This is a genomic window from Sessilibacter sp. MAH3 (assembly GCF_054658275.1).
The window spans coordinates 113,638-125,457 of record NZ_BAAGIE010000006.1; the positions used below are offsets into that span (position 1 = coordinate 113,638).

General features: G+C 44.8%; 12 protein-coding genes. 5 read left to right on the forward strand and 7 right to left on the reverse strand.

Translation table 11 applies throughout. The features are described from left to right. Both dapF and ACYQ2C_RS05545 read left to right on the forward strand, forming a co-directional pair. Window positions 1-831 (forward strand): diaminopimelate epimerase, encoded by an 831-nt coding sequence (gene dapF, locus ACYQ2C_RS05540; protein ID WP_460100493.1) that lies wholly within the window; start codon window positions 1-3, stop codon window positions 829-831. Continuing rightward, the gene (locus tag ACYQ2C_RS05545; protein WP_460100490.1) at window positions 828-1,514 is read left to right on the forward strand and encodes a DUF484 family protein; all 687 of its coding nucleotides are present in this window, start codon (window positions 828-830) and stop codon (window positions 1,512-1,514) included. The genes dapF and ACYQ2C_RS05545 overlap by 4 nt, the downstream gene beginning before the upstream one ends. A 43-nt stretch (window positions 1,515-1,557) precedes the next feature. On the opposite strand, the gene ACYQ2C_RS05550 is transcribed toward ACYQ2C_RS05545, so the two are convergent. The 5 genes from ACYQ2C_RS05550 to ACYQ2C_RS05570 all read right to left on the reverse strand — a co-directional run bounded on the left by ACYQ2C_RS05550 (window position 1,558) and on the right by ACYQ2C_RS05570 (window position 5,598). After that, complete coding sequence (locus ACYQ2C_RS05550; RefSeq protein ID WP_460100488.1) at window positions 1,558-1,842, reverse strand: hypothetical protein; 285 nt, start codon at window positions 1,840-1,842, stop codon at window positions 1,558-1,560. Between the two features lie 332 nt (window positions 1,843-2,174). Next, the gene (locus ACYQ2C_RS05555) at window positions 2,175-2,513 is read right to left on the reverse strand and encodes a P-II family nitrogen regulator (RefSeq protein ID WP_460047256.1); all 339 of its coding nucleotides are present in this window, start codon (window positions 2,511-2,513) and stop codon (window positions 2,175-2,177) included. Window positions 2,514-2,972: 459 nt separating this feature from the next. Beyond that, the gene (locus tag ACYQ2C_RS05560; RefSeq protein WP_460100485.1) at window positions 2,973-4,250 is read right to left on the reverse strand and encodes an ammonium transporter; all 1,278 of its coding nucleotides are present in this window, start codon (window positions 4,248-4,250) and stop codon (window positions 2,973-2,975) included. A gap of 63 nt (window positions 4,251-4,313) precedes the next feature. After that, the gene (glnK, locus tag ACYQ2C_RS05565) at window positions 4,314-4,652 is read right to left on the reverse strand and encodes a P-II family nitrogen regulator (RefSeq protein ID WP_460047254.1); all 339 of its coding nucleotides are present in this window, start codon (window positions 4,650-4,652) and stop codon (window positions 4,314-4,316) included. 256 nt (window positions 4,653-4,908) lie between these two features. Then, the gene (locus tag ACYQ2C_RS05570; protein ID WP_460047253.1) at window positions 4,909-5,598 is read right to left on the reverse strand and encodes a TorF family putative porin; all 690 of its coding nucleotides are present in this window, start codon (window positions 5,596-5,598) and stop codon (window positions 4,909-4,911) included. An 829-nt stretch (window positions 5,599-6,427) separates the two neighbouring features. Here ACYQ2C_RS05570 and ACYQ2C_RS05575 point away from each other — a divergent pair. From ACYQ2C_RS05575 to ACYQ2C_RS05585, 3 genes are all read left to right on the forward strand, one after another. After that, entirely contained in the window at window positions 6,428-6,646 is a 219-nt protein-coding gene (locus ACYQ2C_RS05575) for an accessory factor UbiK family protein (RefSeq protein WP_460047252.1), read from the forward strand. A gap of 282 nt (window positions 6,647-6,928) precedes the next feature. Further along, on the forward strand, window positions 6,929-8,014 hold the full coding sequence (locus tag ACYQ2C_RS05580) for a methyl-accepting chemotaxis protein (protein WP_460100481.1): 1,086 nt from the start codon (window positions 6,929-6,931) through the stop codon (window positions 8,012-8,014). A 214-nt stretch (window positions 8,015-8,228) separates the two neighbouring features. Next, entirely contained in the window at window positions 8,229-9,722 is a 1,494-nt protein-coding gene (locus ACYQ2C_RS05585; RefSeq protein ID WP_460100479.1) for a YifB family Mg chelatase-like AAA ATPase, read from the forward strand. A gap of 21 nt (window positions 9,723-9,743) precedes the next feature. Here ACYQ2C_RS05585 and ACYQ2C_RS05590 read toward each other — a convergent pair whose 3' ends face one another. Together ACYQ2C_RS05590 and thiI are read right to left on the reverse strand one after the other, a co-directional pair. Further along, on the reverse strand, window positions 9,744-10,175 hold the full coding sequence (locus ACYQ2C_RS05590) for a hypothetical protein (protein WP_460100476.1): 432 nt from the start codon (window positions 10,173-10,175) through the stop codon (window positions 9,744-9,746). 165 nt (window positions 10,176-10,340) lie between these two features. Beyond that, on the reverse strand, window positions 10,341-11,795 hold the full coding sequence (gene thiI, locus ACYQ2C_RS05595) for a tRNA uracil 4-sulfurtransferase ThiI (RefSeq protein WP_460100473.1): 1,455 nt from the start codon (window positions 11,793-11,795) through the stop codon (window positions 10,341-10,343). Window positions 11,796-11,820: the final 25 nt, after the last annotated feature.

An 11,820-nucleotide genomic window follows, 5' to 3' on the forward strand; every position in this document is an offset into this window, starting at 1 on the left:
ATGAGAATTCGATTTACTAAAATGCATGGCTTGGGTAATGACTTTGTCATGATCGATGCAATCAGTCAGCGCCCCAATTTAACCGCCGAGAACGTTAGAAAACTGTGTGATCGTCGTTTTGGTATTGGCTGCGATCAACTGCTCGTCGTTGATCACCCAACCACTCCTGACATCGATTTTAAATATCGCATCTTCAACTCTGACGGCAGTGAGGTACAAAATTGCGGTAACGGCGCTCGCTGTTTCGCAAAATTTGTTCGCGAGCGAAAACTCACCGGCAAATCGAGAATTTCGGTAGAGACTTGCGCCGGAGTCATGATTTTGGAAGTTAATAAAGATGAAACCGTGCGGGTTAATATGGGTGAACCCATTTTGGCACCTCACAAGATCCCATTTGCCGCGCCCGAACAGTTAACGAGCTACCCAATCATCGTAGATGATCAGCAATACGAGATCGGTTCGGTATCAATGGGCAATCCACACGCGGTATTATTTATTAATGATACAGAAACAGCTCCGGTTCAAACCCTTGGCGCTAAAATAGAGTGCCATCCAGATTTTCCAGAAAAGGTGAACGTTAGCTTTGCTCAAGTAATGTCACGAACCGAAGTGAAATATCGCGTCTTTGAACGCGGTGTTGGCGAGACTTTAGCCTGTGGCACAGGCGCTTGCGCCGCGGTTGCTTGCGGCATTGTGCAAGGCAAGCTCGACAACAATGTGACCGTACACCTAAGAGGCGGTGATCTAAAAATTCAGTGGCAAGGTGTAGGCCACCCTCTTTATATGACCGGACCTGCGGTTACCGTATACCATGGCCAGGTAAGAATATGAGCGAGAATCTAGACCCAAATACGTTGCAACCGGCTACGGTTGCTGAGTTTTTAAAACAGAATCCCGATTTTTTTATTGAGCACTCTCAGCTATTACAGTCCATACGATTGCCCCATGACAGCGGTTCGGCAATTTCGTTGATTGAAAAACAAATCAGTGTACTGCGAGATAAAAACGTTGAACTGCGCCACCGACTGAATGATCTTGTCGAAAATGCCCGCGATAACGATATCTTGTTTGATAAGACTCGACGTTTGGTTCTAGGTTTACTTGAAGCAGAAGATCTCGGCGATTTAGTTGATGCACTTCACTACAGTTTCGATAGTGACTTTCGGGTGCAATACACCAGCTTAATCGTGTTTTCAGAATCGGGAGATGAGCGGATCGGTCCAGCGCGTGTAATGTCGCTAAAAAGTGCGCAAAGAATGTTACCCAGATTTGTCCGCCTAAACAAAACCCTGTGTGGGCAATTCTCTCCGGAAGACCTTGCGGAGCTCTTCCCAAAGAACTACGCTCAAATTGGATCCTGCGCAGTAACACCGCTATCAAATGGATACCCGTTGGGTGTGCTCGCCATTGCCAACTCAGACCCCAATTATTACCGCTCCAGCATGGGCACTTTGTTTTTAAGCTATATTGCCGAAGTGCTGAATCGTTGCTTGCCAAGAGTACTAGAGAACTGACCGCCACAGATAAGCAAAAATGCCTATCTGTGGCAACGAGTGACTATATCGGTCGGCTACCGTAATTACTCGAAGGTTTTTGTGGAGGATCACCAGTCACATTAGACTCAATATGATTGATTTTTCCGCCACGAGAAAGAAATTCTTCAATTTGCTGTTGAAGTTCTAGGCGTTCTTTCTCTTTCGCCGTCAAACTATAATCAACATCTATGTCATGAGAGTCGCTATCTGATTCAGATTCGGATGCAGACTCAGATAGATCATCATCAGAGCCGGCTTCAATGTCCGCAGAATCATCTTCGAATTCATCTACAGCTTCGTCGACCATATATCACCTTTTAAAATACAAATCAGCGGTTACAAATATGAGTGCTTGGTATTAAGAACAGTATTTATAGCGCAACTTTTGGAATTTTTACTCAGTTTTCATCGATATTTTTTAGTTTTTTTATTTATAAAAAGCATAATAAAAAGCTAAAAAATGTATATCTAAAAACCTGAGTAAGGACGCGATATTAGCAGTCTTCGAATATTAGCGGCGAGTAGAAAAAATCCTGAATATCAGACGATTTAATGCGCAAAAAGAAGGGCCGTCTTTTAGGACGTAAAGGTAGATAAAGCTTCCCGCAGGTTACGGGAAGCAGCAGGTAGGTACCGAAGTTAAACCGCGTCTGCGCCAGTTTCACCGGTTCTGATACGTACAATCTCATCAAGTGAGGTAATAAAGATTTTACCATCACCAATTTTACCGGTTTGCGCAGCTTTAGTAATCGCGTCCACCGCTTGCTCGACCACAGAGTCATCAACGGCCAGTTCAATTTTTACCTTAGGCAGAAAATCAACCACATACTCAGCACCGCGATAGAGTTCGGTGTGACCCATTTGGCGACCAAATCCTTTCACTTCGGTTACGGTCATACCTTGTACACCGACTTCAGACAAAGCACTGCGTACATCATCGAGTTTAAATGGCTTGATAACAGCGGTGATCAACTTCATTTATGTATCCTTTATAGTAATTTTTCTTACTTGTTTGGCCTTACGCACTGTCCGAAGTTTAAGCGTTGGTAATAATATTATGCGCCTATTTGTTAAACCTTAACATACAATGACGCGATTTCCAGAACCGGGGATTGTGCGCTTACAGAATTATCTCCGATTTCCAGTCTTGCAACAACGGACTGCCTGTACGACCGACCCACAACCAGTTAATTCCTAAATCCAACCTTTTAAATAGCTTCAAATCAGAAGCCAGATTCAACTACTATCTATTCAACTACTATCTATTCAACTACTATCTATTCAACTACTATCTATTCAACTACTATCTATTCAACTACTATCTAATAGCACTGATGAATAATTTAACTGATCTAGATTAAAGTTGTGTTTAAAAACACCGAGATGTTAGAACAAAAAAGCCCGCATTAAGCGGGCTTTTTTTTGCAGAATGGGAAATTATTTTCCAGTGAACTCAGGGTACGCTTCCATACCACATTCAGAGATATCAACACCTTCAAACTCTTCTTCTTCGCTTACGCGAACACCCATGATTAATTTGATGATGTACCAAACAACCAAGCTTGTTACGAATACCCAAACGAAGATGGTTAGTAGGCCTACGATTTGGCCACTGAAGGTTGCATCTGAGTCTGACAATAGAACTGCCAACACACCCCAAATACCAACCACACCGTGAACGGAAATTGCGCCGACAGGATCGTCGATTTTCAATTTATCCAAAGCAAGAATGCTGAACACAACCAATACGCCACCAATAACACCAATAATGGTTGCTAGCAAAGGCGATGGATCAGCAGGTTCTGCGGTAATCGCCACCAAACCAGCTAAGGCACCGTTAAGAGCCATGGTTAAGTCTGCTTTACCAAATAAGATGCGCGCAACAAGTAGAGCCGCAATTAAACCACCAGAAGCAGCTGCGTTAGTATTTAAGAATACACTTGCTACTTCGTTTGCAGAGCCAATGGCAGATAGCTGTAAAGTAGAACCACCGTTGAAGCCGAACCAACCCATCCAAAGAATGAACATACCTAGAGCTGCCAAAGGTAGGTTTGCACCTGGGATCGCGTTGATTTCACCGTTAGGACCGTATTTACCTTTACGTGGACCAAGTACAAGCACACCCGCAAGCGCTGCTGCGGCACCTGCCAAGTGAACGATACCAGAACCCGCATAGTCGCTATAGCTTAGCTCGAACAAACCAAATACAGAGTTACCGCCCCAAGTCCAGCCACCTTCCATTGGATAGATAACGCCGGTCATAACAACTGCGAACAACAAGAACGCCCAAAGCTTCATACGCTCAGCAACTGCACCAGAAACAATCGACATAGCGGTAGCAACGAATACTACTTGGAAGAAGAAATCTGAAGCACCTGAATAAGGTAGAGAAGAGTCTTCAACACCATTGCGGAAATCTGCTTGAGATGAAAGAACGCCGGCAATCGCTTCTTCTGTCATAGAAGCGACGCTATCAGTTCCAGTTAGGAAATAACCGCCGCCGTACATAAATTCGTAACCACACACTAAATACATGGTACAAGCGATTGCGAATAACGCGACGTTTTTGGTAAGAATTTCAGTGGTGTTTTTGGCGCGAACCAAGCCTGACTCCAGCATGGCAAAACCCGCCGCCATCCACATCACTAACGCTCCGCACACAAGAAAATAGAATGTGTCCAGAGCGTACTGGAGTTCATAAACATTGTTTTCCATAGCAGATCCCCAAGGCTCCAATTTATCGATTTTTTAAAACAAAATTCAGCATTAACTAGCTGCTTACAGCGCGTCTTCGCCAGACTCACCAGTACGAATTCGAATGACCTGTTCTAGGTTTGAAACGAAGATTTTGCCATCTCCGATTTTGCCGCTGTGAGCGGCTTTGCTAACGGCCTCAACAACTGCTTCTAGTTGATCATCGGAAACCGCTACTTCGAGTTTGGTCTTCGGCAGGAAGTCAACAACATACTCCGCGCCGCGGTACAACTCGGTGTGACCTTTTTGGCGACCAAAGCCTTTCACTTCAGTAACCGTAATACCCTGAACACCGATATCGGATAGAGCCTCTCTAACAGCGTCCAATTTGAACGGCTTGATAACCGCGGTAACTAATTTCATATTTATCCCCTAAAAATGTGCTTTAAGTTTGCCAGCGTGAAACGCTCGATTGTTGCTCAGACAGTTGGTGCAATATTTGGAAGCAACCACCCATTGCGAAAACTTGTTAGCCCCGCGAACAATTTCATCGATGTTAGGTTCGGTTGACCTGAGTCTGCACCACCACATCCGAACTTATATCTCTCTCTAAAAAATTAGAGTTTTGAATGTTGCAATCGCTAGGGGTCAAAATGCCGCGCTAAGCGCGGCAAATAACTTAGAAAGTTTTGGTCCAAGAAATCCACGCTAATGGATCTTCTTCACCAGACTCTTCGTCAGCGTCGCTTAGAGAGATAGTGATATCACCCCAATCGCCGTATGACTTAGATAGGTCAACTTGGAAGTAACCGTAACTGCCTACACCTTGCTCATCTAAAACAGCATCGCCGTCGTGGTCGAAATCGTAGTAACCGTAAGTAAGGCCCAAGCCCCAGTCGTTACCTAGATCAAAACCTGCACCGAAGTAGTAGTGCACGTCACCTTCTACAAATCTTTCAGGCTCATCAACTTCGCTGTTTACGGTGTAAGCAACGCCAGCGCTGAATATGTTGTAGCTAAAATCAAGTAAGACTTCACCGAAGTTAATATCATCAGTAGTTGGGTATAGGTAATAGTTGTAAGTAACGCTATAACCTAAATCACCGGCTTCACCGGCGTAACCTAAGTACAAATCCACTTCGTTACTGCCAAAGTCGGTATTTGACAACCAAGTACCTGCGAAGAAACCACTTTCGTCTGTGTAATCGATACCACCAGAAATTGCAGCACCATTTGCGGTTTGAGTGACACCACGCCAAACGTAGTCGCTTGATAAACCGATATTGGTACTTACTTCTGCCATGGCAGTTGTTGAACCCAATACAACAGCAGCGACAGCTCCAGCCATCAAACTTTTTGCCAATTTCATTCGTTGAGTCTCCAAAAGTGTGCTCTTTGATCTTGTAATTTTGACCGAGTATTTCTAAAAGAAGTGAGATAATCAGCCCGCTCACCGATTTAGCACTTGACATGCCAAAAGCACTTTTTTCATGCATTACAAAGACTTACCGCCATGTTCTTACCACTGCGGGCGCGCCCATATTGGTAATGCTTATAACGAAATGCATTAAATTGCGACAAATATCACGTACAAGTACATTTACAGTGCGTGTGAACTATAAACAAAGAGTTTGGTATTTTCACCAGTAGATTTTTCATTAATGGAACTATCCATCAAATCAAAACATCACCAAAAAAGGTCACTTTGTGATCAAACCTCTTCTAAAAACTCAAAAAACTTTAATTTTCTTAGAATTTAGAAAGATATCTTGAAGGGAAACCGCAAATAGGAAGCACCAAAATAATGCAAATCAATGATTTGATCAGCCAATTCAGGGCAGTAATACTTTATGAACTAAATCAGAAAATTAAACACTCATGAAAAATAATTAGATAGCTTGAGCTATATCCAAAAAAACCTCACCAAAACCAAGCCCGCAAATACGCCCAAAAACTGTTTACCTAAATCAAATACTGTTTACCTAAAAGAGCTCTCATTAACTCCGCCATGATTTAATCAAAGGACAAAAGTTAAAACGCACCTTCCATTTTCTTCTCAACTTCAATTACTTATGACTCTTGGAGTTGCTAACACCTTACTGTATTGCGAAAACATTGGTAGCGAACGTTTTTAAAAACCGCAGGCATAATGACATAATAGCCAACTTCCTATTAACGATGACATTCGGCCTCAGTTTATGAATCCATTTGAAGATCTAATTAATAAAATACCGAATCCTCTCTCTAATCCTGTATTCGACTCCATCATTGAGAAAGTCATCCAAGAACACAAATTAGTAAGCCGAGTTGAATTCGATGCTCAAACCAAGGTACTGGAACAAACAGAAGCACGAGTCAAAGAATTAGAAGCGCTCGTTACAGCACTTGAGCTAAAGCTTTCTAGCCAGCAAAGTTAAGGCAATGCGTTTGGCGCCCAATGTAAAGGGCGCTGCTTTAGAAGATCACATAATCGCGAGCAACTGCACAGAGCGCGCAATCTGTTCAAACGTGAACAAAATACAGTTTTAGTGTCCTGCCTGACCAACGCCTTCTGCCTGATTCCGATCTAAACTCACCCCTAGATTCAATGCGATATTACTGATCTACACCTCTTCTCCTAGAAAACCGAAAAACAGGCATAAATAGCTTTTAACGACTACGCTTACTATTCATCTCTCTTGCGCCAAGGTAGCCAACGAATGTTTGTACTAGCGTCGTCGCTCACGAAACAACAATCCGAAAATGAGCAGTTAAGCCGAAAGATCCGAGAACTAGAAGACGAGCTATCGTCATTGCGGATGGAAAACCAAGCTCTCAGCGCGCAAGCGGATGATTCAGGCAGCTCGCCACAATCGTTATTCAAAGATCAACTCATTCACAACCTGTTGAGATCGCTCTACCAAATCAGTGGTATTCGTCAAACCGTGCTCGAGTCTTTTGAACGCGTAGAGAAGCAGACAACCACGGTAGCCAGTATCAATAACTTGTTCGACGTTTCTTCAACGTCTCTCCACGATATTATTCGTTCAATGCAAGGAATGGGGCATCGTATGTCTGGCATGACAACCAGTATTGCCGGGCTTTCAGATACCGCGGGAAGCATCAATGATTTCGTATCGACTATCACAAGCATTTCCGATCAAACCAACTTGCTCGCTTTAAACGCAGCTATCGAGGCCGCACGCGCCGGTGATTCGGGACGGGGTTTTAGTGTAGTGGCCGATGAGGTGAGATCGCTTGCTAACGAAACCAATAAATCCGCGAGTGAAGTTTCAGAATTGGTCAAAAACATCATCAATTCGACCAAGTCTGCGGTGGTTTCTGTTGATGAAATCAAATCCAACAACGAAGAGCTTTCTTCAGGGGTTACCAACCTAAACCAGCACTATTCTTTGATCGTTGATAACTGTAAGTCGATCACCAACACAATCACCGAATCAGCACACAAGTCTTTTATACAGACCGTTAAACTCGATCATATTGTGTGGAAGGGAGACGTCTATGCTTGCGTTTCTGGTGAATCGTCGAAATCTATCAGTGAATTTACCAACCACCACAGTTGCCGATTGGGTCAATGGTGCGACCAGCAAAATCACACGCCTGTTGGTCAAAAACCCGCCTTCAAAAAACTCCATACTCCGCATCAAGAGATACACAACCACGGAGTTGCGGCATTGGAAGCCTCCAGAAATGGCGATCAGAAAAAAGTTGTGGAACATTTGAGCTTGATGGAATCCGCCAGCGAAAAAATGATGTCCTTACTGGAGGAACTGAGCGAGACTTGATAAAGACAAGTAAAAGAAGCCGATAAAGTCTATTGATCCATACAGACGTCTTCAGTCTTAGCGATCAATAACGTTCGTAGAGCGCTTATATTACTTACTTATTCTATAAATTCAGACGAAAGTTTAAAACACCATCTAATTTAGACAGATCGGCGAAATTCCATTAAATTTGGGCTCATTTATCAACAAATAGCCTCAATGGAGTGAAGCCAAAATGTCCCTGGCCGTTGTCCTGACCCGCGCCCAACATGGCGTCAATGCACCACAGGTAACCGTCGAGGTTCATCTTTCGAGTGGATTACCCAGCCTGAATATCGTTGGATTACCAGAGACGGCCGTTAAAGAATCCAAAGAGCGCGTACGAAGCGCGTTGCTCAACAGCCACTTCGAGTTTCCGGCAAGAAGAGTCACCATAAATCTTGCCCCAGCAGATCTTCCCAAAGAAGGCGGTCGCTACGATCTTGCTATTGCGCTAGGCATATTAGTCGCTTCAGATCAACTGCCCGCACAGTGCATTGCAGACGCAGAATTTTACGGCGAGCTAGCGCTTTCAGGAGAAATACGCCCGATTCGCGGGATTATCCCCGCCGCAATAACCTGCCTGGAGGCTGGGCGATCACTGTACGGATCACAGAAAAACGAGCAAGAACTGGCATTAATTGAAGGCTTGAATTGCTTTGCAGTAGATAACCTCCTCAATTTATGCGCCTTATTAAAACAGCAAATTCAATGGCCAAAACCTAAGGCAGAACGTTACGCCTCTGAAGTAAGCCATCTGGACCTCTCCGAGGTGAAAGGTCAGCATCAAGCCAAGAGAGCCTTGCTCGTCGCAGCAGCCGGAAGGCACAACTTGCTGTATTTCGGTCCTCCCGGAACGGGTAAAACCCTATTGGCGAAAAGATTACCGGGAATAATGCCCTCGCTTACCAGTAGTGAAGCTCTCAAGGTCGCGGCGGTGTATTCGGTTGCAGGAATGAACCATCACCTCTGGCAACAGCCACCACTGCGCTCGCCACACAACAGCTCATCAATGGCGGCGATGGTTGGTGGAGGATCAAATCCAAAGCCCGGCGAAATTTCTTTGGCTCATCTCGGCGTTTTATTTCTCGACGAGTTCCCAGAGTTCCCGCGCCAGGTCCTTGAAGTACTGAGAGAACCTCTTGAATCTGGCCAAATCAATATTGCTCGCGCCAATCATCGCGTTACCTATCCAGCTAACTTCCAACTCATTGCCGCAATGAATCCGTGCCCTTGTGGGTATCTTCACAGTGAAAGATGTCGTTGCACTCCAGATCAAGTACGGAAATATCGGCAGAAAATCTCAGGCCCAATTTTGGATCGCATTGATTTGCAGATTGCCGTTAGCACTCTAAAACCCAGCGAACTGCATCAGCAAGATTCTGGCATGGGCAGCAAAGAAGCCCGCGCCTGTGTAGTGAAAGCCCGAGCAAGACAAATTGATCGCCAAGGCAAACCCAATGCCGAGCTCAGCAATAAAGAACTGGAACGCATATGCATTCTTTCGCGCGAACAAATGACACGATTGGAAAACGCTATTCAAAAAATGCAGTTATCGGCTCGCGCATATCATCGAACACTGAAAGTCGCCCGAACCATTGCCGACCTCGCCGACAGTGACAACATCGAAAATCAACACATCATGGAGGCGCTCAGCTACCGGCAACTGGAGCGCCAGAAAAGCAGCTAGATCGTATCTTTACTCAAAAAGCTAGGGAAAGTCGAAGCCAAACGCATTTCCTCCGGAGCGAGTTTTTGACCCCTTCGAGCCATCCACCCGGATATCAAACTCTCGAATCCGACCAGAACTCGCTACTTCACAACTGACGTAGCCATTTTCAATTTGCCGATTATCCATATTGAAATTGGCTTTAATAAAAATGAGATGTTTTTTTCTCTCGGAATCGTATCGAGTGGAAAGATTATCCATGCTGTAGGACTGTAACTGATCGCCTACCTCTTCTCGCAAACGACGGCTGCAAGATAAATAGGCGTCAGTCATGGTGACATTGACGTAACCTTCCGATGCGCTTTCCCGACCGCCAATCACAATCAAAGTCGTAAAACCCACCGAAGCAAACACCAACAAAGTGATGAGTATGGTAATAAGCAGGTGATTATGACGAGTATCAGACTTTTCCAAAGGCTACTTCCACAAAATGGCTCTGTTTAAAGTTTAGACCAACAGGCACAAACCAGTGAAAATTAAGACCTTCTTCAAGAACAACTGAAAACAAATAAAAACGACAAATACGATTTGTTTAAGCGAGGTCACCGCCAAAAGAGCGCCGCGACCCGCGCCTAACACTTATGATTTTGGACGATATACACCGAAATTCCCGGCTCCAGAATTCAGCAAGTGGCTGGCATGAAGGCGACTCATAACGCCCTGATCGCAATACAGAAGATATTGAGCCTTGGGCAACTGATCAACCTCTTTGGCCAACGCATAAAATGGAATCACGAGACTGCGCCCAGCCTCCACCGCAAGCGGCGATTTTTCAACCTCATCGGGATGACGAATATCAATGACCACACTATCGGTCGGTAAATAAGAAAACTCATCGACGAGCAAGTCTTCATCACTGACATTCATAACCTCGTCAATTGACTCAACTTTAGCTTTGTTTATTGCTCGTTCCAGCACCTCAAAGTCAAAATTCTCTTCATCGGCCTTAATCTTGTCGGCGTGAGCACGAGTCGTTGGCCGCTTAGAAATCACTCCGCAGTATTCCGGCATACTCGCAGCAAACCCTTCGGCGCCGATCTGACGAGCAATATTAATAATGTCGCCTTTATCCATGGTAATTAAAGGACGCAGCACTAAGGTGTCTGTGACCCGATCAATCATGGTCAAATTAGCCAAGGTTTGAGACGAAACCTGCGCGACACTCTCTCCGGTCACAAGCGCTTCAATACCTTGATGCTCGGCAACAACAGATGCTGCTCGCAACATCATGCGTTTCAGAATAACGCCCATATTTCCCTGAGATACGTTTTCTAGAATCTCGCCAACCACTTCTTCAAAAGGCACAGTGACAAACCTAACTCGATGCGAGGCTCCGAAACGATTCCAAAGGTAATATGCGACCTCTTTGCAACCTAGCTCGTGATCACGGCCACCCAAATTGAAAAAACAATAATGGGTTTTTAGGCCGCGCTTGATCGTTAGGTAACTGGCGACGGTGGAATCGAAACCGCCGGATATCAAAGACAAAACAGGGTCTTGCGTGCCCAAAGGAAAACCACCAAGACCAGACTTTCGATCACGCACCACATACACAGTGTCGTTTTTAATTTCGAGATTAACCGTGATGTCTGGATCTTTTAATCTCACACCCGCAGCTTCAGAATATTGATTCAGACCACCACCGACGTATCGCTCCACATCGATGGAGGTGAAATCGTGCTTACCGCTGCGCTTTACGCGCACACAGAAGGTCTTGCCAGCCAAAGTATCTAGCCAAACCTCCGCGGTACGCTCGTAAATATCGTGCATCGTTTGATAAGTAAATGCAGACACCTCGTAAAAAAACGCAACACCGGGTGTTGAGGCTAAAATTTGCTTCACAGCAAGATTCAGCGATTCGTTGTCGGAGTCACAATAGACATCGATTTTCTCCCAATCTCGGGTAACACGTGCTCCGCCATCGTGACGACGAATCAGTGTTCGCAAGTTATTTTGCAACTGGCGAGTAAATCGTTTGCGCACCGGGGCGCTTTTTATGGTTATTTCGGGGAATAATTTAACTATGAAATGCATGTACCGCTCGCATCGAATGCAAAAA

Coding starts and splice junctions, on each gene's coding strand:
- dapF (WP_460100493.1), top strand. CDS start 1: ATGAGAATTCGATTTACTAAAATGCATGGCTTGGGTAATGACTTTGTC.
- ACYQ2C_RS05545 (WP_460100490.1), top strand. CDS start 828: ATGAGCGAGAATCTAGACCCAAATACGTTGCAACCGGCTACGGTTGCT.
- ACYQ2C_RS05550 (WP_460100488.1), bottom strand. CDS start 1,842: ATGGTCGACGAAGCTGTAGATGAATTCGAAGATGATTCTGCGGACATT.
- ACYQ2C_RS05555 (WP_460047256.1), bottom strand. CDS start 2,513: ATGAAGTTGATCACCGCTGTTATCAAGCCATTTAAACTCGATGATGTA.
- ACYQ2C_RS05560 (WP_460100485.1), bottom strand. CDS start 4,250: ATGGAAAACAATGTTTATGAACTCCAGTACGCTCTGGACACATTCTAT.
- glnK (WP_460047254.1), bottom strand. CDS start 4,652: ATGAAATTAGTTACCGCGGTTATCAAGCCGTTCAAATTGGACGCTGTT.
- ACYQ2C_RS05570 (WP_460047253.1), bottom strand. CDS start 5,598: ATGAAATTGGCAAAAAGTTTGATGGCTGGAGCTGTCGCTGCTGTTGTA.
- ACYQ2C_RS05575 (WP_460047252.1), top strand. CDS start 6,428: ATGAATCCATTTGAAGATCTAATTAATAAAATACCGAATCCTCTCTCT.
- ACYQ2C_RS05580 (WP_460100481.1), top strand. CDS start 6,929: ATGTTTGTACTAGCGTCGTCGCTCACGAAACAACAATCCGAAAATGAG.
- ACYQ2C_RS05585 (WP_460100479.1), top strand. CDS start 8,229: ATGTCCCTGGCCGTTGTCCTGACCCGCGCCCAACATGGCGTCAATGCA.
- thiI (WP_460100473.1), bottom strand. CDS start 11,795: ATGCATTTCATAGTTAAATTATTCCCCGAAATAACCATAAAAAGCGCC.